The sequence below is a fragment of the Streptomyces sp. NPDC058646 genome, assembly GCF_042716875.1.
GTDB lineage: Bacteria > Actinomycetota > Actinomycetes > Streptomycetales > Streptomycetaceae > Streptomyces.
In genome coordinates, this window is record NZ_JBHXRK010000003.1 from 52070 (window position 1) to 72261 (window position 20192).

General features: G+C 72.8%; 17 protein-coding genes and 1 tRNA gene. 8 read left to right on the forward strand and 10 right to left on the reverse strand.

The features are described 5' to 3' along the window. Positions 1–10 precede the first annotated feature (10 nt). From ACFWUZ_RS05335 to hutU, 3 genes are read right to left on the reverse strand one after another with little or no spacing between them, the layout of a single operon-like run. Entirely contained in the window at positions 11–1375 is a 1365-nt protein-coding gene (locus ACFWUZ_RS05335) for a formimidoylglutamate deiminase (protein WP_384367401.1), read from the reverse strand. Next, entirely contained in the window at positions 1366–2556 is a 1191-nt protein-coding gene (locus ACFWUZ_RS05340) for an allantoate amidohydrolase (protein WP_384368059.1), read from the reverse strand. The genes ACFWUZ_RS05335 and ACFWUZ_RS05340 overlap by 10 nt, the downstream gene beginning before the upstream one ends. 23 nt (positions 2557–2579) lie before the next feature. Continuing rightward, positions 2580–4244, reverse strand: a complete 1665-nt coding sequence (hutU, locus tag ACFWUZ_RS05345; RefSeq protein WP_384367404.1) for a urocanate hydratase — start codon at positions 4242–4244, stop codon at positions 2580–2582. Between the two features lie 104 nt (positions 4245–4348). Here hutU and ACFWUZ_RS05350 point away from each other — a divergent pair, with 104 nt between their 5' ends. After that, positions 4349–5701 (forward strand): diaminopimelate decarboxylase, encoded by a 1353-nt coding sequence (locus tag ACFWUZ_RS05350; RefSeq protein WP_384367407.1) that lies wholly within the window; start codon positions 4349–4351, stop codon positions 5699–5701. Positions 5702–5857: 156 nt separating this feature from the next. Here ACFWUZ_RS05350 and ACFWUZ_RS05355 read toward each other — a convergent pair whose 3' ends face one another. Next, the gene (locus ACFWUZ_RS05355) at positions 5858–6703 is read right to left on the reverse strand and encodes a MurR/RpiR family transcriptional regulator (protein ID WP_384367410.1); all 846 of its coding nucleotides are present in this window, start codon (positions 6701–6703) and stop codon (positions 5858–5860) included. Positions 6704–6862: 159 nt separating this feature from the next. Here ACFWUZ_RS05355 and ACFWUZ_RS05360 point away from each other — a divergent pair, with 159 nt between their 5' ends. Next, on the forward strand, positions 6863–7246 hold the full coding sequence (locus tag ACFWUZ_RS05360) for a hypothetical protein (RefSeq protein ID WP_384367412.1): 384 nt from the start codon (positions 6863–6865) through the stop codon (positions 7244–7246). Positions 7247–7561: 315 nt separating this feature from the next. Here the strand turns inward: ACFWUZ_RS05360 and ACFWUZ_RS05365 are convergent, their stop codons facing one another. Then, positions 7562–8947, reverse strand: coding sequence for a cystathionine beta-synthase (locus tag ACFWUZ_RS05365; RefSeq protein WP_384368062.1), 1386 nt, complete (start codon positions 8945–8947; stop codon positions 7562–7564). Between the two features lie 135 nt (positions 8948–9082). Between ACFWUZ_RS05365 and ACFWUZ_RS05370 the strand changes: the two genes are divergently transcribed. The 3 genes from ACFWUZ_RS05370 to ACFWUZ_RS05380 all read left to right on the forward strand — a co-directional run bounded on the left by ACFWUZ_RS05370 (position 9083) and on the right by ACFWUZ_RS05380 (position 12793). Next, positions 9083–10123 (forward strand): SGNH/GDSL hydrolase family protein, encoded by a 1041-nt coding sequence (locus ACFWUZ_RS05370; RefSeq protein WP_384367415.1) that lies wholly within the window; start codon positions 9083–9085, stop codon positions 10121–10123. A gap of 250 nt (positions 10124–10373) precedes the next feature. Beyond that, entirely contained in the window at positions 10374–11594 is a 1221-nt protein-coding gene (locus tag ACFWUZ_RS05375) for an acetyl-CoA C-acetyltransferase (protein WP_384367418.1), read from the forward strand. Positions 11595–11977: 383 nt separating this feature from the next. Beyond that, positions 11978–12793: a hypothetical protein gene (locus tag ACFWUZ_RS05380; protein ID WP_384368065.1), complete on the forward strand. Its 816-nt coding sequence runs from the start codon at positions 11978–11980 to the stop codon at positions 12791–12793. On the opposite strand, the gene ACFWUZ_RS05385 is transcribed toward ACFWUZ_RS05380, so the two are convergent. Beyond that, positions 12777–13118 carry a hypothetical protein gene (locus tag ACFWUZ_RS05385; RefSeq protein WP_384367420.1) on the reverse strand — a complete coding sequence of 114 codons (342 nt, stop codon included), beginning with the start codon at positions 13116–13118 and terminating at the stop codon, positions 12777–12779. The genes ACFWUZ_RS05380 and ACFWUZ_RS05385 overlap by 17 nt on opposite strands. 101 nt (positions 13119–13219) lie before the next feature. Between ACFWUZ_RS05385 and ACFWUZ_RS05390 the strand changes: the two genes are divergently transcribed. Beyond that, positions 13220–13450 (forward strand): DUF4287 domain-containing protein, encoded by a 231-nt coding sequence (locus ACFWUZ_RS05390; protein ID WP_384367423.1) that lies wholly within the window; start codon positions 13220–13222, stop codon positions 13448–13450. A gap of 133 nt (positions 13451–13583) precedes the next feature. Here ACFWUZ_RS05390 and ACFWUZ_RS05395 read toward each other — a convergent pair whose 3' ends face one another. Further along, positions 13584–14438, reverse strand: coding sequence for a Bax inhibitor-1/YccA family protein (locus ACFWUZ_RS05395; RefSeq protein ID WP_384367426.1), 855 nt, complete (start codon positions 14436–14438; stop codon positions 13584–13586). Between the two features lie 145 nt (positions 14439–14583). Then, positions 14584–14665: transfer RNA gene (locus ACFWUZ_RS05400), tRNA-Leu, on the reverse strand. A 427-nt stretch (positions 14666–15092) separates the two neighbouring features. Between ACFWUZ_RS05400 and ACFWUZ_RS05405 the strand changes: the two genes are divergently transcribed. Both ACFWUZ_RS05405 and ACFWUZ_RS05410 read left to right on the forward strand, forming a co-directional pair. Continuing rightward, positions 15093–15857: an ABC transporter ATP-binding protein gene (locus ACFWUZ_RS05405; protein WP_384368068.1), complete on the forward strand. Its 765-nt coding sequence runs from the start codon at positions 15093–15095 to the stop codon at positions 15855–15857. Between the two features lie 86 nt (positions 15858–15943). Further along, a complete protein-coding gene (locus ACFWUZ_RS05410; protein WP_384367429.1) occupies positions 15944–18487 on the forward strand; it encodes an ABC transporter permease in 2544 nt (847 codons plus the stop codon). On the opposite strand, the gene ACFWUZ_RS05415 is transcribed toward ACFWUZ_RS05410, so the two are convergent. Both ACFWUZ_RS05415 and ACFWUZ_RS05420 read right to left on the reverse strand, forming a co-directional pair. Continuing rightward, complete coding sequence (locus ACFWUZ_RS05415) at positions 18474–18632, reverse strand: zinc ribbon domain-containing protein (RefSeq protein ID WP_384367432.1); 159 nt, start codon at positions 18630–18632, stop codon at positions 18474–18476. The two genes, ACFWUZ_RS05410 and ACFWUZ_RS05415, sit on opposite strands and share 14 nt — an antisense overlap. A gap of 87 nt (positions 18633–18719) precedes the next feature. Next, entirely contained in the window at positions 18720–20051 is a 1332-nt protein-coding gene (locus tag ACFWUZ_RS05420; protein WP_384367435.1) for a class I SAM-dependent methyltransferase, read from the reverse strand. Positions 20052–20192 lie beyond the last annotated feature (141 nt).

Consider the following 20192-nt stretch of genomic DNA (forward strand, 5'->3'; position numbering starts at 1 on the left):
AGGCGTCCCGTCAGGTGCGGAGGGCGGCGATGGACTCGGACAGGGCGGACGGGACGTCCGGTACGAGGGTGTGGTGGCCGTCGCGGACGACGTGCCGGCCGCCCACCACCGTGTGCCGGACGTCCGCGGCCGAGGCGGCGAAGACGGCCGTCTCGGCGCCGAGGCGCGGCAGGGGACCGGCCGTCCGTACGGAGTCCAGCGCGACCGTGGTGAAGTCCGCGAGCGCGCCCGCCTCCAGGCGCCCTGCGTCGGCCCGGCCGAGCGCGGCATGCCCGTCGGCCGTGGCGGCTGTGAGCAGCGCGTTCGCCGTCCAGTGGCCGCGGGTGCGGCTGCGCAGGCGCTCGTTCAGCTCCATGGCCCGTGCCTCCTCCAGCAGGTCGATGACCGCGTGGCTGTCGCTGCCGAGGGACAGCGGGCTGCCCGCCTGCTGCAGGCGGACCGCGGGGCCGGTCCCGTCGGCGAGGTCGCGTTCGGTCGTCGGGCACATGCAGGTGCCGGTGCTCGTGCCGCCGAGGAGGGCGATGTCGGCGTCGGTGAGGTGGGTGTTGTGGACGCCGGTGGTGCGCGGGCCGAGCACCCCGTGGTCGGCGAGCAGCCGGGTCGGGGTACGGCCGTGCGCGGCCTGGCAGGCCTCGTTCTCGGCGGTCTGCTCGGAGAGGTGGACGTGCAGCGGGGCCCGCTGTTCCCCGGCCCAGCGGGCCACGGTGGCGAGCTGCTCGGCGGGCACGGCGCGCACCGAGTGGATCGCGGCGCCGATCAGGGCGTGCTCGCGGGGCTTGAGGGCGCTCACCCGCTCGGCCCAGGCGTCGGCGGTGCCGTCGGAGAAGCGCAGCTGGTGCGGGTTCGGGGCCTCCCCGAACCCGGCCGACAGGTAGGCCGTGTCCAGCAGGGTGATCCGGATGCCGGCCGCGGCGGCCGCCTCGATCAGGGCTTCGCCCATGGCGTTCGGGTCCGCGTAGGCGGCGCCGCCGGGGGCGTGGTGGACGTAGTGGAACTCGCCGACGTTCGTGATGCCGGCCAGGGCCATCTCGGCGTAGACGGCGCGGGCGAGCGCGAAGTACGTGTCGGGGGTGAGGTTCTGGGCGACCTTGTACATCACGTCGCGCCAGGTCCAGAAGGTGCCCGAGCCGACCTGGACGGTGGAGCGCAGGGCCCGGTGGAAGGCGTGGCTGTGCGCATTGGCGAGGCCCGGCAGGGTCAGGCCGCGCAAGACCTCCGCGCCCGGGGGCGGGGTGTCCACGCCGGTGCGCAGGGCCCCGATCCGGCCGTCGGCGGTCACCTCCAGGGCGACGCCCGGCTCGACGTGGGTGCCGAGCCAGGCGTGCTCCAGCCAGTACGTCTTGTGCGCGGTCACCCCGTGCCCCGTCACCTGCATGCGAGTCCTTCCAGTACGTCGGCGAGGGCCAGCACCCCGGCCACGCAGTCGTCCTCGGCGGCGAACTCCCGTGGGGAATGGGAGACGCCGGTCGGATTCCGTACGAACAGCATCGCGGTCGGGACGGCCGCGGAGAGGATTCCGGCGTCGTGTCCCGCCCCGGTGCCGAGGACGGGGACGGCGCCGCCCAGGATCCGGTTCAGCTCGTCCCGCAGGGCGTGCTCGAATTCGACGACCGGGGTGAAGGACTCCCGGACGACCGCGAGGTCGATGCCGTCCTGGTCGGCGCGCTCGCGGGCGGCCTTCTCGACGGCCGTGACGACCGTGTCCAGGGTGGCCTGGTCGGCTGCGCGCGAGTCGAGCCAGCCGCGCACCAGGGACGGGATCGCGTTGACCCCGTTGGGCTCGACCGCGATCTTCCCGAAGGTGGCGACGGCCCCGGCGAGGGCCGCCTCGGTACGGGCGGCCAGCACGGTCGCCGCGTACGTCAGCATCGGGTCGCGGCGGTCCACGAGACGGGTGGTGCCCGCGTGGTTGGCCTCGCCGCGGAAGTCGAACCGCCAGCGGCCGTGCGGCCAGATCGCCGAGGCGATGCCGACGCGGTCCCCCGACAGGTCCAGGGCCCGTCCCTGTTCCACGTGCAGTTCGACGAAGGCCCCGATGCGGGCGAGGCGTTCGGGGTCGGCCCCGATGGTCTCGGGGTCGTACCCGGCGGCCTCCATGGCCTGGGGCAGGGCGATGCCGTCGGCGTCGCGGAGCGCGTACGCCTTCTCCTTGGTCAGCTGCCCGGCGGCGAGCCGGGAGCCGACGCAGGCGAGGCCGAAGCGGGCCCCTTCCTCGTCACCGAAGTTGGTGATGGCAAGTGGCCTGGAGAACTCCGCGCCCCTCCTGCGGAGTTCGTCCAGGGCCGCGAAGGAGGACACCACCCCGAGGGGGCCGTCGAAGGCCCCGCCGTCGGGGACGGAGTCGAGGTGCGAGCCGGTGACCACGGCGTCGCCCGCGAGGGGGTCGCCGAGCCAGGCCCACTGGTTGCCGTTGCGGTCGGTCTCGTAGGTCAGGCCGCGCGCCAGTGCCTGCTCCTGGAACCAGGTCCGGCAGTCGGCGTCCGCCCCGGTCCAGGCGTAGCGGCGGTAGCCGCCGGACTCCGCGTGGCGGCCGAGGGGCACGAGATCCGCCCACATGGTGTGGAAGGAAGCGGCCTCGCTCACGCGTCGTCGCCCTCGCGCATCGGGACGCGCACGCCGCGCTCGTCCGCCACGGACTCGGCGATGTCGTAGCCCGCGTCGACGTGCCGGATGACGCCCATGCCGGGGTCGTTGGTGAGCACGCGGCGGATCTTCTCGCCCGCGAGCGGGGTGCCGTCGGCGACCGTGACCTGGCCCGCGTGGATGGAGCGGCCCATGCCGACGCCGCCGCCGTGGTGCAGGGAGACCCAGGAGGCGCCGGAGGCGACGTTGACCATGGCGTTCAGCAGCGGCCAGTCGGCGATGGCGTCCGAGCCGTCGAGCATGGCCTCGGTCTCGCGGTACGGGGAGGCCACCGAACCGCAGTCGAGGTGGTCGCGGCCGATGACCAGCGGGGCGGCCAGCTCGCCGCTCGCGACCATGTCGTTGAAGCGCTCGCCGGCCTTGTCGCGCTCGCCGTAGCCGAGCCAGCAGATGCGCGCGGGCAGACCCTGGAAGTGGACGCGCTCGCCCGCCATCTTGATCCAGCGGTGCAGGGACTCGTTCTCCGGGAAGAGTTCGAGCATCGCCTTGTCGGTCTTGTGGATGTCGGAGGCCTCGCCGGACAGGGCGGCCCAGCGGAAGGGGCCCTTGCCCTCGCAGAACAGCGGCCGGATGTAGGCGGGGACGAAGCCGGGGAAGGCGAAGGCGCGGTCGTAACCGGCCAGCTGGGCCTCGCCGCGGATGGAGTTGCCGTAGTCGAAGACCTCGGCGCCCGCGTCCATGAAGCCGACCATGGCCTCGACGTGCCGGGCCATGGACTCGCGGGCCCGGGTGGTGAAGCCCGCCGGGTCCTTGGCCGCGTAGGAGGCCATGTCCTCGAAGTCGACGCCCGTCGGCAGGTAGGCGAGCGGGTCGTGCGCCGAGGTCTGGTCCGTGACGATGTCGATCGGCGCGCCCTCGGCGAGCATCTGCGGGAGCAGGTCGGCGGCGTTGCCGAGCAGGCCGATGGAGAGGGGCCTGCGGGCGTCACGGGCCTCGACGGCCAGCTGGAGGGCGTGCTGGAGGCTGTCGGCCTTCACGTCGAGGTAGCGGTGCTCGATGCGGCGCTCGATGGCGCGCGGGTCGACGTCGATGCAGATCGCGACGCCGTCGTTCATGGTCACGGCGAGCGGCTGGGCGCCGCCCATGCCGCCGAGGCCGGCGGTGAGGGTGATGGTGCCGGCGAGGGTCCCGCCGAACTTCTTGGCCGCGACGGCCGCGAAGGTCTCGTAGGTGCCCTGGAGGATGCCCTGGGTGCCGATGTAGATCCACGACCCGGCGGTCATCTGGCCGTACATGGTCAGGCCCAGCTGCTCCAGACGGCGGAACTCCTCCCAGTTGGCCCAGTCGCCGACGAGGTTGGAGTTGGCGAGCAGGACGCGCGGCGCCCACTCGTGGGTCTGCATCACGCCGACCGGGCGGCCGGACTGGACGAGCATCGTCTCGTCCTGCTTGAGGGTCTGCAGGGTGCGGACCATCGCGTCGTACGAGCGCCAGTCGCGCGCGGCCTTGCCGGTGCCGCCGTAGACGACCAGCTTGTCGGGGTGCTCGGCGACCTCGGGGTCGAGGTTGTTCTGGAGCATCCGCAGCGCGGCCTCCTGCTGCCATCCCAGGGTGCTGAGCCCGGTGCCTCGCGCTGCCCGTACGGGGCGGGGTCCTGACATGGCGGTGCCTCCTCCGATGTTGGTCAATCCATTCACATCCTCGCCCCCTGAATAGATTCAGTCAACAGCTGCGGCCGGCGCCTTCGGATGATGGGATGGCGGGCATGGCTGCCGACACGCACGGGCCCACGGACGCGGAAGGCGCCGCCGCGCGCCGGGACCTGGCCGTACGCGCCGCGGTCGAGCAGGGCCTGCTGGACTCGGAGCCGCTGGCCTGCCTGCTGGACGTCGCCGGAATCCGTGCCTCGGCCGCCGCCCTGACCGCCGCCTTCGCGGCCGCGCTTCCGCCCGGCACCCCCGTCCTGCACGCCTTCGCCGTCAAGGCCGCCCCGCTCGTGCCGGTGCTGTCGCTGCTCGCCGACGCCGGGCTCGGCTGCGAGGTGGCCGGCCCCGGCGAGCTGGCGCTGGCCCGGGCGGCCGGGGTGGAACCGGGGCGGACGGTCCTGGACTCCCCCGCCAAGACCGCCGCCGAGCTACGCGAGGCCCTCCGCCTGGGGATCGCCGTCAACGCCGACAGCCGGCAGGAGCTGGAACGCCTCGACGCGCTCGTCGCCGCCGCACCCACCCGGTCCCCGATCGGGATCCGGATCAACCCGCAGACCGGGGCGGGCGCCATCGACGCCCTGTCCACCGCCACGGCGACCTCGAAGTTCGGCGTCCCGCTGCGCGATCCCGGCGCGCGCGAATGGCTGGTACGGGCCTGCCTCGAGCGGCCGTGGCTGACCCGCCTGCACGTCCACTCGGGCTCCCAGGGCGTCCCGCTCCATCTGATCGCGGAAGGCGTACGGGAGCTGCACGCCCTGGCCGAGGAGATCAACGCGGCCGCCGGGCGCCGCCAGGTCGACACCCTCGACATCGGCGGCGGCCTCCCGGTGAACTTCGCCTCCGACGCCCACACCCCGGGCTACCCGGAGTACGTGGCCGCCCTGCGCGCGGCCGCCCCGGCCCTCTTCGACGGCTCGTACGGCCTCGTGACGGAGTTCGGCCGGTCCCTGCTGGCCAAGCACGGCCTGGTCCTGGCCCGGGTCGAGTACACCAAGACCACCGGGGCCCGCCCCATCGCCCTCACCCACGCCGGGGTCCAGCTGGCGACCCGCACGGTCTACGCCCCGGCGGCCTGGCCTCTGCGGATCCTGCCGTACGACGCGAAGGGCGCCCCGAAGACCGGTGCCCCGGTCGCCCAGGACATCGCGGGCCCGGCCTGTTTCGCCGGGGACCTGCTCGCCACCGGCCGGGAGCTGCCCCTGCTGGTCCCGGGCGACCTGATCGCCGTCCCCGACACCGGGGCGTACTTCTTCACCGCCCACTACGCCTACAACAGCCTCCCGCGGCCTGCGGTGCACGGCTTCGCCGTGACCGCGCGGGGCGGGGTCGGCTTCCGCCTCGCCCGTCCGGCGCAGAGCCTCGCGGAGATCGTCGCGGAGGCGGGCGGCGGCTTCCGGGACGCCCTGCGGTGACCGCTGCGCGGGGCCGACGCCGCCGAAGGCGTCCTCGGCCGTCCGCACGGCCCGCTCGCAGCGGCTGGGACACTCCCCGCGCCGCCCCTTCGCCGTGTGCCGGGGCCCCCGGACCGCTGCTCAAACGGCGGGGCCCCCGCAGCGGCGCCGCGGGGGTCACTCCACGAACAGCCCCCGGGCCGCGGCCCTGGCGTCGAAGGCCTCCAGCCGCGCCTGCGCGTCCGGCAGGGCGTCCGCCATCGCCTCCAGCAGCACCCGCCCCAGCAGCATGGGCGCGCACGCCGTGTCGAAGGCCAGCCCGGTCCCGACCGGCGCCGGGATCAGCAGGTCGGAGTGGCGGGCCACCGGGGCGAAGGCCGAGTCGGCGACGGTCACCACGGTCAGGCCCGCCCGGCGCGCGCGCTCCAGCGTGTCCACGACCTCCCGGGGGTGGCGGGGCAGCGCGAAGCAGAGGAGCGCCGTGGCCCCCTCGTAGAGGGCCGCGTCGATCCGGTCCTCCAGCATCGAGCCGCCCTCGTCGAGGAGCCGTACGTCGGGGTGCACCTTGGCGGCGAAGTACGCGAAGCCGCGCGCCTGCGAGGAGGCCGCCCGCAGCCCCAGGACCGGCAGCGGGACCGAGGCGGCGAGCAGCCGGCCCGCCTCCTGCACCGGCGCGGGGTCCGCGAGCACCGCCGCCAGCTGCCGCAGGTTCTCGATCTCGCCCTGGACGGCCTGCTGGTACTCGTTGTACGCGTCCTCGTGCGCGGCGGCCGCCGCCCGCTCGGCCGGGGCCACCTCGCGCAGGTGGCGGCGCAGCGCGGGGTACCCGTCGAAACCGAGGGCCACCGCGAAGCGGGTCACCGAGGGCTGGCTCACCCCGGCCAGCTCCGCCAGCTCCACGCTCGACAGGAAGGGCACCTCGGCCGCCCCGCGCACCATGCAGTGCGCGATCCGCCGCTGGGTCGGTGTCAGCCGGTGTCCCTCGAACAGCTTCTGCAACCGCGCGGCCGGGCTGTCAGTCATCCCGTCCCCTCCGTCCCGGTGTTCCATTCAGTCACGGAGCACTCTGCATGCGGTTATGCAGCTCGGCAAGCCGGTGCCGCTCCGCGAGACGCGGGCGCCCGCGCGATACGGGGGCTACCCCCAGTGCCCCGGCACACGGCGGTTCCTACGGTGGGGGCCATGGACGCCCACGCCCGAGAGCTGAAGAAGGAACTCGACGCCACATTGGACGCCCGGCGGGAGCTGGGGCCGGAGTACGAGGCCGCGCTGGTGGACTCGTTCGTCGAGAAGGTCGACACCCAGGTCAGGCGCCGCCTCGCGGAGGAACGCCTGTCCGCCGCGCGCGGCGGCGGCCCGCCCCGGGAACCGGCGGACGGGAACTTCGGCGAGCGCTTCGGCTTCGCCGTCGTCAGCCTGGTCCTGGCGATCCCGCTCTCGGCCATCGCCGCGACCCAGGCCCACCTCAGCGGCCTCCTCGTCGCCTGGGTGGGCATCGTGGGCGTGAACTTCATCCACGCGGGCAAACGACTGCGGTCAGGCGGAGGCAGGGACGCCTCCGCCTGACCGCAGTCGTGAGGAGCGGGTGGCGCGGGGACCGCCGCACCCCGGTCGCCCGGGGGCGGGACGACGGCGGTCCCCGCGGTGGACACGGCCGGGTCAGGGCCCTCCGCGTCCGTGGCGCCGACGTGGTCCGGGAGCCGCTCCGGGTACACGACGCCGTCGGTGGTGCCGGCCGGGATCCGGTCTCCCGGACTCCCCTGCCGACGACCACCACTGTGCCGCAGCCGTGTTAACCGGGTGCTGCCGCCACGTGTCGGGTCCGTACCGTTCGCGCGACGGCCGCATGCGCCGCCGGTCCCGCGGCGGCCGGGCCCGCTGCTACTTGGAGCCCTTGGCGAGGAACGCCAGCAGGTCCTGGCGGCTGACCACACCGGTCGGCTTGCCCTCGACCAGCACGATCGCCGCGTCCGCCTCGCCGAGCACCGCCATCAGCTCGGACACCGGCTCGCCGGAGCCGACCTGCGGGAGCGGGGCGCTCATGTGCTTCTCCAGCGGGTCGCCGAGGGAGGCCCGCTGCGCGAACAGCGCGGCGAGGAGCTCCTTCTCGACCACGGAGCCGATGACCTCGGCGGCCATCACGTCCGGGTGTCCGGCGCCCGGCTTCACGATCGGCATCTGCGAGACGCCGTACTCGCGCAGGACCTCGATGGCCTGGCCGACCGTCTCCTCGGGGTGCATGTGGACGAGGGAGGGGATGCCGCCCTCCTTGTCGTCGAGCACGTCGCCGATGCGCGCGGAGGGCCCGGCCTCCTCCAGGAAGCCGTGTCCGGCCATCCACTCGTCGCTGAAGATCTTGCTGAGGTAGCCGCGGCCGCTGTCGGGCAGCAGGACGACGACCACGTCGTCCGGGCCCAGGCCCTCGGCGGCGCGCAGCGCGGCGACGACCGCCATGCCGCAGGAGCCGCCGACGAGCAGGCCCTCCTCCTTCGCCAGCCGGCGCGTCATCTGGAAGGAGTCCTTGTCGGACACCGCGATGATCTCGTCGGTGACGTTCGGGTCGTAGGCGGTCGGCCAGAAGTCCTCGCCGACGCCCTCGACCAGGTACGGACGGCCGGTGCCGCCGGAGTAGACCGAGCCCTCGGGGTCGGCGCCGATGACCTTGACCTTGCCCCCGGACACGCCCTTCAGGTAGTTGCCGGTGCCGGAGATCGTGCCGCCGGTGCCGACGCCCGCGACGAAGTGGGTGATCTTCCCGTCCGTCTGGTCCCACAGCTCGGGACCGGTGGTCTCGAAGTGCGAGCGCGGGTTGTTCGGGTTGCTGTACTGGTCGGGCTTCCATGCGCCCGGCGTCTCGCGCACGAGGCGGTCGGAGACGTTGTAGTACGAGTCCGGGTGGTCGGGGTCGACGGCGGTCGGGCAGACCACCACGTCGGCGCCGTACGCCCGCAGGACGTTGATCTTGTCCAGGGACACCTTGTCAGGGCAGACGAAGATGCACTTGTAGCCCTTCTGCTGGGCCACGATGGCGAGTCCTACACCCGTGTTGCCACTGGTCGGCTCCACGATGGTGCCGCCGGGCTTGAGAGCTCCGCTCTGCTCGGCCGCCTCGATCATCCGTACGGCGATCCGGTCCTTCACGGACCCGCCGGGATTGAAGTACTCGACCTTGGCCAGGACGGTGGCCTGGAGGCCTTCGGTCACACGGTTGAGCTTCACCAGCGGGGTGTTGCCGACGAGGCTGATCATCGAGTCGTGGAATTGCACCATGTTCTCCAAGGAGGGGACTCCACGGGTTCTCCGGGAGGTCAGGCCAGAGTATGCGGAAAGGGATTGGCCGACCGTCCGTACGGGGCAGGAAGGTCAACAGGGCCGAGTCAGGGAAGCGAGGTGGCCTGAAGAGTGTCCAGGGCGAGAACGGCCCGCCGGATCGCGGCGGGGGCAGCGTACGGCGGAGGCGGACTCGGGCTGGTCGGGGCCGCCGCGGTGGGTCTGGTGCTGGCCGAGGTGCAGTTCGCCAAGCGGACGGTGGGGACCGGGCTGCCGGACCCCCCGCGCGCGGACGGGCTGTACGGGAGCGAGTTCTCCGGGCCCGAACAGAGTCCCGGCCCCGTGCGCCTGGGGATGCTGGGCGACTCCACGGCGGCGGGGCTCGGCGTGCGGCGGGCGCGGCAGACCCCGGCGGCCCTGCTGGCCTCCGGACTGGCGGCGGTGGCCGAGCGGCCGGTGGAGCTGCGCAACGTGGCCCTCTCGGGGGCCATGTCGGACGACCTGGACCGGCAGGTGAACCTGCTGCTGGACGCGGACGCCCCGGTCCCCGACGTGTGCGTGATCATGATCGGCGCGAACGACGTGACCCGCCGGATGCCTCCCACCCAGTCGGTGCGGCTGCTGACGGCCGCGGTCCGGCGGCTGCGGCTGGCGGGGGCCGAGGTAGTCGTGGGCACCTGCCCGGACCTGGGCACCATCGAGCCGGTGTACCAGCCGCTGCGCTGGGTGGCCCGCAGGGTCTCTCGCCAGCTGGCCGCCGCGCAGACCATAGGGGTGGTCGCGCTGGGCGCCCGTACGGTCTCGATGGGGGACCTGCTGGGCCCCGAGTTCGCCGCGAACCCGCGGGAGATGTTCGGGCCCGACTCCTACCACCCCTCGGCCGAGGGGTACGCGACCGCCGCCATGGCCGTGCTGCCGACCCTGTGCGCGGCGCTCGGGCTGTGGCCGGAGTCGGACCGGCTGGACGTGTCGCGGGACGAGGACATGCTCCCCGTGGCTCAGGCGGCGTCCGCGGCGGCCGGACAGGCGGGTACGGAGGTCACGGCGGCCCGCGGGCCCTGGGCCCTGCTCAAGCACCGCAGGCGGCGGCGGGTGCCCGGCGAGGAGCTGCCGGAGCACCACCGCCGCGAGACGGACGCGGGCCTCGCGGACACCGGGGCCGCCGGCCCGTGAGAGGGCGGGCAGCCGGGCAGCCTGCCGGGGAGGCGGCTGCCCGCAGCCCGGCCCGCTCCCGGCCCGGGGGACCGGGCGGTGTCCACGGGTGTTTGAGGCGCGGGGTCCCGGGCATGGCACCGGCAGCGGCCGGCCACGGCCCGCACACCCCGCGGGAGCGACGGGCATCACACCGCCAGGCCGGTGACCTCGACGGTACGGGGCGGTAACTTCGCATGCGGTCCCGCAACGTCGCACCCTTGGAGCCCCGATGCCCGAAGCCGTCATCGTTTCCACTGCCCGCTCGCCCATCGGGCGCGCCTTCAAGGGTTCCCTCAAGGACGTCCGCCCGGACGACCTGACCGCCACGATCATCCAGGCCGCCCTCGCCAAGGTCCCGGAGCTGGACCCGCGCCAGATCGACGACCTGATGCTGGGCTGCGGCCTGCCGGGCGGGGAGCAGGGCAACAACCTCGGTCGCATCGTGGCCGTGCAGATGGGCATGGACTACCTGCCGGGCACCACGATCACCCGGTACTGCTCCTCCTCGCTGCAGACCTCCCGGATGGCGCTGCACGCCATCAAGGCGGGCGAGGGCGACGTCTTCATCTCGGCCGGCGTGGAGATGGTGTCGCGGTTCGCCAAGGGCAACTCGGACTCGTGGCCCGACACCCACAACCCGCTGTTCGCCGACGCGGAGGCCCGTACCGCCGCCGTGGCGCAGAGCGAGGGCTCCTCCTGGCACGACCCGCGCGAGGACGGCCTGGTCCCCGACGCGTACATCGCGATGGGCCAGACCGCGGAGAACCTTGCCCGGATCAAGGGTGTGACCCGCCAGGACATGGACGAGTTCGGCGTGCGCTCGCAGAACCTCGCCGAGGCCGCCGTCAAGAACGGCTTCTGGGAGCGGGAGATCACCCCGGTGACCACCCCCGACGGCACGGTCGTCTCCGCCGACGACGGCCCGCGCGCCGGCGTGACCCTGGAGGGCGTCCAGGGCCTCAAGCCGGTCTTCCGCCCCGACGGCCTGGTCACGGCCGCCAACTGCTGCCCGCTGAACGACGGCGCCGCGGCTCTGGTCATCATGAGCGACACCAAGGCGCGGGAGCTGGGCCTGACCCCGCTGGCCCGGATCGTCTCCACCGGCGTCACCGGCCTCTCCCCGGAGATCATGGGCCTGGGCCCCGTCGAGGCGTCGAAGCAGGCCCTGAAGCGGGCCGGTCTGACGGTCGGCGACATCGACCTCTTCGAGATCAACGAGGCCTTCGCGGCGCAGGTCATCCCGTCGTACCGCGACCTGGAGATCCCGCTCGACAAGCTGAACGTCAACGGCGGGGCCATCGCCGTCGGTCACCCCTTCGGGATGACCGGTGCCCGCATCACCGGCACCCTGATCAACAGCCTCCAGTTCCACGACAAGCAGTTCGGCCTGGAGACCATGTGCGTGGGCGGCGGCCAGGGCATGGCGATGGTGATCGAGCGGCTGAGCTGAGCCGCAGCGGGGGTCAGGGGTCGCCCGGGGGACGGGGGCGGCACCTGCCCGCAGCGCAGGCGAAGGCCCGTGCGACCAGGAAACGAGCGGCTCGGCCGAGTGACCGGACGACTACGGCAGACGGGTGGGACGGTCGCTGACCTGCGTACCGGCACCGGATCCAACCCTGTCGCGGCCTATCTGTGACCGAATCTCCCCCAGGATGTGACCTTCGTCCTGGGGGAGACGCATTTCCCCAGGTCAGCGTCGTTACGCAGGGGGCGGGTGTGACCAAAGCCCTGTCCAATTCGTGACGTAATGCACTGCACGCCATTCCCAGGTCGGGACACTCTGATGTAGGAAGTCGGGGGATCGAATCAACCGGGAGTTAGTCAGTGAGCGCCATGTCTCTTGCCCTGCTGCTGACCACGGCCGCTGCCACGGCCGTGGGCGCTGCTGCGCTGCACGCCGTCCACGGCCTGCGCAAGCAGGTCACGGCCCTGCGCGGTGACCTGGCGGTGCCGGTCCACCCCCGCGGTGCGACCGTCCCCCACGCCCGCAGCGCCGTGGAGTCCCCCGCCGCGGAGATACGAGCCGCCGTGGCCGAAGCCCTCGCAGAGGAGCGCGAGCGCGAGCTGGCCGAGGCGCGGGCCTTCTGGGCCGCGCAGGAGGCCCGTGACGCCGCCGACGCCCCGTCCCTGCTGGGCGGTCTGCCCGGGCTCGGCGAGGAGGCCCCGGTCTTCCTGCCCCGGCAGGCCGACCTGGTGGGTCTGGAGCAGGTCCTGGGCGAGGAGGCCCTCGACGAGTACCCGGCCTACCCCGAGGATTCGGCCGAGCTGGCCGCCGCCCGGCGGCGCCACCCCTCGCACCCGGACTTCGTACCGGCCCAGGCGACGCACCCCGGTGCGGACCACGAGCGCACGGTGAGCCGCCTGGAGGAGCTCGCGGAGGCCCGTACGGCCCTCGCGGACGTCCGCCCCGGCCCGCTGGGCACCCTGGACGTGTACGTCTTCACCGACGGCACCACCCTGTGCATGACCCCGGGCCACCGGGAGACGGCCGAGCGCCTCGCCGAAGCCCTGCGCTCGGGCACCGCGCCCGTCCTGCTGGGCGGCTCGGGCATCTCGGGCGCCTACGCGCTGACCTTCTCCTGCGGTGACGCCGAGGACCCCGACAGCAACGTCTACATCCTCGCGGACCGCGTCATCGCTTCGCTCTGACTTCCGCCTGTTCCACCAGCCGCACGGCCTCGTCCAGCATCTCGGACGGGGCCGTCGTGCCGTCCCGGCCCGGTGCCGCCCGCAGCGCCTCGGCGAGGTCGAGGCCGGCCACGGCCACCTGGTCCCCGACCACGAACAGGCCGGCGTCCGGCATCTCCCGCAGGTCCGTCCGGGGGTCTTCGAGCCGCTGGGCCCGGACGGACAGCTCGCAGGCCAGGTCCCGTGCCACGGCGGCGGCCCCCTGCTGGAGACGGCTCTGCGGCGCGGCCCGCAGCCAGTCGGCGAAACGTTCCACAACGGCGGTCAGGGGCGCAGTATCAAGCACCCGGCCGACCTTACGCGCCGCCCGGGCACCATTGCCAACGGGCGAACTCTCCGGCACGGTGGCGTGAAGAGAACAGCACGGCGATACCTCCGGAGGCGCCCATGTCCGTAGAGTTCTCCGAGCAGACCCACCGCAACATGATCGACAGAATCCCCCGGACCACCGGTCGTGACATGTCCGACTGGCTCCGCGCCGTCGACGACGGCCCCTCCCTCGTCCGGTTCGAGGAGAAGGTCAGCTGGCTCCTCGGCGCGCACGAGCTGTCGTACGGCCAGGCCAAGGCGATCATCCACGAGTACGACCTGCGCAGAGCCGCACGCCGCCTCGGCTGAGCCGGCTTCCCACCCCCGTCCCCGACCCCTGTCGCCCAGGAACGCGGGAAGGCCCCGCGAGCAGTGTGCTCGCGGGGCCTTCCGGGTGCTGCGGGGCTGACCGGACGCCTGCTGCCGGTCCGGCCGGGTCCTGCTAGTCGTCGCCCGAGAGGATCGAGAAGATGCGCAGCATCTCCATGTAGATCCACACCAGGGTCATGGTGAGGCCGAAGGCCGCCAGCCACGCCTCCTCGCGCGGGGCGCCGTACGTCACGCCGTCCTCGACCTGCTTGAAGTCGAGGGCGAGGAAGCACGCGCCGAGGATGACGCCGATGGCGCCGAACAGCAGGCCGAGGCCGCCGCTGCGGAAGCCGAGGCCGTCACCGCCGCCGAAGACGGAGAACAGCAGGTTCGCGACCATGAGCAGCATGAAGCCCATGGCAGCGGCCATCACGAAGCCGTAGAAACGGCGGGTGACGCGGATCCAGCCCATCTTGTAGGCGAAGAGCACCGAGGCGAAGACGCACATCGTGCCCATCACGGCCTGGACGACCACACCGGGGCCCAGGTAGGTGCTGACGGCGGCGCTGATGACGCCCAGGAAGACACCCTCGAAGGCCGCGTAGCCCAGGATGAGCGCCGGGACAGCCTTGGCCTTGAAGGACTGGACCATCGCGAGGACGAACGCGATGAGCGCCGCGCCGATGGCGATGCCGTACGACGTGCCGATGCTCTCCGGCTTGACCGGCAGCAGGACCCAGGCGAGGACAGCCGTCAGGACGACCGTGCCGAGCGTCATGGCCGTACGGCTCACGACGTCGTCCATGGTCATCGCGTTGGCGCGAGGCGCCGCCTGCGGCATACCCGTGGCCGGGTCGGTCGCGTACGGGTTCGTGGCGTACGGGTTGGTCGCGGCCCCGGCCTGCTGGTGCTGCTGCGCGTCGAACTGCGCGTAGCCGTTGTCGCGGCTGAACCCCCGTCGCGAGAAGACCGGGTTACTGCTCCTCATCTCACTCCTCCATGGCCACCGTGCGCGGCCTTGCAACAAGAGTAATGCGCTCGCAAAGAAAGCACCCTACTGCTGGAGGAGGATCTTAGAAGATGGCACGGCGAAGCGCAGGAGGATAAACGGGGAGCGCGCAGGAGCTGCGGAGTGCCCGGAGCCGGACTTGAACCGGCACGGCCCGAGGGCCAGCGAGGTTTAAGCTCGCCGTGTCTGCATTCCACCATCCGGGCAGGGCGTAGCGGCCCCCGAAGAAAAGCCGTGAACACTGCCCTGAGCCTATCGGGAACGCCGTCGCCGTCAGCGGGCGCTCTATCCGATGTTGTCTGATTTTATTGGCGCTTGAGGGGTCGTCAGACCCGAGAATGCGCGGTCGGCACGTCCGGGGCCGACATCGGCCCCGGTGCGGGAATGACGGAATTTCGATGGCCCGCGCCACCCCGTGCGCCACCCTCCCCGCCACCCCGGCTCCGGCCGGGCCTCAGGGCTCCTGTCATACCAGAGGAGGACGCGGGCGGTCCTGTGATCAGACTCGAGTGGGCCGACGAACGGGCACCTCGGCTGATCCCGAGCGGGGGTGGGCGCCGCGACGATGGGAACGTCCCTCCGATCCGCCGCACCGCAAGCCCAGTCCCGACAGGAGTCGCTCCCGTGACCACCATGAACTACGCCCCGCACACCGCCCAGGCCGTGGCCGCCCGCGCCACCGGCCTCTCCAAGGTGTACGGCCAGGGCGAGACCCAGGTGGTCGCCCTGGACAACGTCTCCGTGGACTTCGCCCAGGGCCGGTTCACCGCCATCATGGGCCCCTCGGGCTCCGGCAAGTCCACGCTGATGCACTGCGTGGCCGGACTGGACACCTTCTCCTCCGGCTCCGTCCGCATCGGCGACACCGAGCTGGGCTCCCTCAAGGACAAGCAGCTCACCCAGCTCCGCCGGGACAAGATCGGCTTCATCTTCCAGGCCTTCAACCTGCTGCCGACCCTGACGGCCCTGGAGAACATCACGCTCCCCATGGACATCGCCGGCCGCAAGCCCGACAAGCAGTGGCTCGACACCGTCATCGCCATGGTGGGCCTCTCCGACCGGCTCTCCCACCGCCCGACGCAGCTCTCCGGCGGCCAGCAGCAGCGCGTGGCCGTGGCCCGTGCCCTGGCCTCCCGTCCCGAGATCATCTTCGGTGACGAGCCCACCGGAAACCTCGACTCCCGCTCCGGCGCCGAGGTCCTGGGCTTCCTGCGCAACTCCGTCCGCGAGCTCGGCCAGACCGTCGTGATGGTCACCCACGACCCGGTCGCCGCCTCCTACGCGGACCGCGTGATCTTCCTCGCCGACGGCCGGATCGTCGACGAGATGCTCAGCCCCACCGCCGACGGCGTCCTCGACCGCATGAAGGCCTTCGACGCCAAGGGCCGCACCAGCTGACCGGGGAAGCACCCGCAAGCTCCGCCCGCCCTCCGGAAGCCCCCGAGGCTCCCTCCAGACTTTCCAGCCCCAGGACTGAGACCCCCATGTTCCGTACCGCCCTGCGCAACGTCCTCGCGCACAAGGCCAGGCTGCTGATGACGGTGCTCGCCGTCACCCTCGGCGTCGCCTTCGTCTCCGGCACCCTCGTGTTCACCGACACGCTCAGCAAGGCCATGTCCAACCAGTCCGCGAAGTCCTACGAGGGCGTCGCGGTCTCGGTCACCGCCCGTGGCGCCACGCGCAGCGAGGACGGCGGCAAGGAGGGCGAGCCGGGCATCAGCCAGCAGACCCTCGACCGGATCGGCGCCGTCCAGGGCGTCGCCTCCGCCTCGGGCCGGGTCACCGGCTTCGCCGGCGTCGGCGACGAGAACGGCAAGCTCATCGGCTCCGGCTGGGCCAACGCCGGCTCCAACTTCGCCCCCGCCAAGGACGGCAAGGACCCGCGCTACACCTTCACCGAGGGCACCGGCCCGGCCAGGGCCGACCAGGTCGCCCTCGACAAGGAGAGCGCGGCCAAGGGCAGGTACGAGGTCGGTGACCGGATCCGCGTCGCCACCAACGGCCCGGTCCAGGAGTTCGTCCTCTCCGGCGTCTTCACCACCGAGGACGGCGCGGTCAACGCCGGCGGCAGCCTGGTCCTGTTCGACACCGCGGTCGCCCAGGAGCTGTACCTCCAGCCCGGCTTCTACAACGAGGTCTCCGTCGCCGCCACGGCCGGCACCGGCGCCGACCAGCTGCTGGCCGGGATCAAGCCGCTGCTGGGCGAGACCGCCGACGCGAAGACCGGCGCGGCCCTCGCCGCCGAACAGGCCAAGTTCATCGAGCAGGCCATGTCCGGCATGAGCCAGGGCCTGCTGATCTTCGCCGGGGTCTCCCTCTTCGTCGGCATCTTCCTGATCTACAACACCTTCACGATGCTGGTCGCCCAGCGCACCAAGGAGCTGGCCCTGCTCCGCGCCGTCGGCGCCCACCGCGGCCAGGTCAAGCGCTCGGTCCTCGCCGAGGCCGCCGTGGTCGGCGTCATCTCATCGGTCATCGGCCTGGTCGCCGGCGTCGGCCTGGCGGTCGCGATGCGCTCCGCGATGGAGCTCTTCGAGGCCAAGATCCCGGCCGGCGCCCTGATCATCTCCCCGACCACGGTCGCGACGGCCCTGGTCATCGGCGTCGTCGTCACCATGCTCGCCGCCTGGCTGCCGGCCCGCCGGACGGCCAGGATCGCCCCGGTCGCCGCCATGGGCAGCGCCCACCTCCCGGCGACCATGAAGTCCCTGGTGCTGCGCAACTCCATCGGCAGCGTGCTGGCCCTCCTCGGCATCGCCGTGGTGCTGCTCGGCGTGAGCCAGAAGAGCGACGGCCGCACGACCATCGCCGCCGGGGCGTTCTTCCTGGTCATCGGCCTGTTCGTGCTGCTGCCGATGCTCGCCCGCCCGGTGATCGCCCTGGTCCGCCCGCTGCTGGAGAAGGTCTTCGGCGTCGCCGGCAAGCTGGCCGCGCTGAACGCGGTCCGCAACCCGCGCCGCACCGCCGTCACCGCCGCCTCGCTGACCATCGGCCTGACCCTGGTCACCGCCATGTCGGTCATCGGCATCACCGTCGGCCAGGCCATCGACAAGGCGACCACGCAGAACATCAAGGCCGATTACCGGGTCACGATGGCCGGCGAGGGCATGAACCTCGACAAGTCCGTCCTCCCCGCGCTGGAGAAGGGCAAGGGCGTCGTCGCGGTCTCCCCGAAGACCAGTGAGATCGTCAAGCTCGGCGACACCTCCCAGATGGTCAACGGCGTCAACCCGGCCGCCCTCTCCCAGCTGCTCGACGTCCGCACCACCAGCGGCGACCTCGCCGCCCTGGGCGAGGGCAAGCTGATGGTCTCCGCCGAGGAGGCCAGGAAGAAGGGGCTCGCGGTCGGCTCCGCCCTCGACGCCCAGTACGAGGACGGCCAGAAGGGCCGGCTCCAGGTCGGCGCCGTCTTCGACGGGAAGGGCCAGCTGTCCGACTACGTCCTCGACAACAAGATCCTGGCCTCGCACAACGAGACCCAGTACCTGCCCGAGGTCCTCGTGAAGACCGAGGGCGGCTCCTCCGCCGCGAACCAGCAGGCCGTCATCGACGCCCTCGGCAAGAACCCGGCCATCAAGGTCGCCGACAAGGCCGGGATCCGCAACGAGATGGCCGGCGAGATGAACACCGCCCTGAACATCATGTACGGCCTGCTCGGCATGGCGCTGATCATCGCGGTGCTCGGCGTGATCAACACGCTGGCGATGTCGGTCTACGAGCGCCAGCAGGAGATCGGCATGCTGCGGGCCGTCGGCCTGGACCGCGGCAAGGTCAAGAACATGATCCGGCTGGAGGCCGTGGTGATCTCGCTGTTCGGCGCGGTCCTCGGCATCGGCGTCGGCGTCTTCCTCGCCTGGGCCGGCGGCAGGACCATCGCGGCCTCCATCCCGGGCTACGCGCTGGTCATCCCCTTCGACCGGATCGCGGTCTTCTTCGCCCTCGCCGGACTGGTCGGCGTACTGGCCGCCATGTGGCCGGCCCGCAGCGCCGCCCGCCTCAACATGCTGACGGCCATCAAGACCGAGTGACGGTGCCCGCCCCCTGACCGGGGTGGCCGGCGTCGTCCTCGTGCCCGCACCGGGTGCAGGCGAACCGCCGGCCACGCCCCCTGCGGGGCTCAGGATCGAGCAGGCCGCAAGCGGCACAGGTCCTAGAGGCGGGGAACGGCGGCACGGCGGCGTGCCTTCGATGTGCCCTTCCCGGCGAGATGCGGTCGGTCCCCGTGGCAACCCCCGGGGACCGACCCTTCGCGTTGCGGACCTACTCGCCCCAGGTCCGCAGCCGCAGCGGCAGGCCCGCGTCGCCTCCCGCCACGGGCCTCACCGCGAGCACCTGGTTGACCCCGAGCCGGGCCCGCTCGAAGCCGAGCGCGGAGGCCGCCATGTACAGCAGCCAGACCCGGGCCCGGCCGGGCGACGTCAGCCGCACGGCCTCGTCCCAGTGCTCCTGCAGCCGCGCCACCCAGGCCCGCAGGGTCAGCCCGTAGTGCTCGCGCAGCGCCTCCACGTCGCGGACCTCGAAGCCGGCCCGTTCCAACTCCCCCACGGTGGCGCCGATCGGGGACAGTTCCCCGTCGGGGAAGACGTAGGCGTCGATGAACGGGTCGATCCGGTACGCCCCTTCGTCGGGTGCCGGGGGCCGGGCGATCTGGTGGTTGAGCAGCCGCCCGCCGGGACGCAGCAGCGCGTACAGGGTGCGGGCGTATTCGCGGTAGCGCTCGGAGCCGACGTGTTCGGCCATCCCGATGGAGGAGATCGCGTCGTACGGGCCGTCCCTGACGTCCCGGTAGTCCTGGATCCGGATCTCGACGAGGTCGGCGAGCCCCTCGTCGGCGACGCGCTTGCGGGCGTACGCGGCCTGCTCGCGCGAGAGGGTGACGCCCGTGACCCGGACGCCGTACTCGCGGGCCGCGTGCAGGGCCATGGAGCCCCAGCCGCAGCCGACGTCGAGGAGCCGGTCACCGGCCCGCAGGCCGAGTTTGCGGCAGACCAGGCCCAGCTTGTCCCACTGGGCCTCCTCCAGGGTGCCCCCGGGGCTCCAGTAGGCGCAGGAGTACACCATCGAGGGGCCGAGCAGCAGCTCGTAGAAGGCGTTCCCGACGTCGTAGTGGTGGCTGATGGCCGCGCGGTCGCGGACCTTGGTGTGCCGGGGCCCGGAGTGCCGCGGGACCTCCTCGGGCGGCGGCGGCGGCGGCGGCAGCGGCCCGGCGAGCGTGACCAGCTCGCGTACGGCCGCCCGGCGCGCGGGATCGCGCATCAGGGCGCCGAGGCCCGCGGGCGGGCGTACGCGGTCCGCGTCGCCGCCGGGGTCCGGGGCGACGGAGGGACGCTCCCACAGCAGGCCCGCCACCCGCTCCAGCACGGCGTACAGGTCGCCCTCCACGCTCAGCTCGCCCGCCACCCAGGCGCGGGCCAGGCCCAGTTCGCCGGGCTTCCACAGCACGCGGCGCAGGGCACGGCGGTCGTGCACGGCCAGGAGCGGGGCCCCGGGCGGGCCCGCCTCGCTGCCGTCCCACGCCCGGACGCGGACGGGCAGCGGGGTGCCCAGCAGGGTCTCGGCAACAGCGGCCAGCCGCGGCGCGGCGTCGGTCATGGCGCACCTCCACAAGGTCCGACAGAACCCTCTACCCACCCGGCGCCCCGGGTAAGCCGACCCGTCCGGCCCCCGCACCCGCTGCCGGGTGCCCCCGCCCCGCCGGGTACGCCGAAGGGGCCGCCCGCACCACGGATGGCG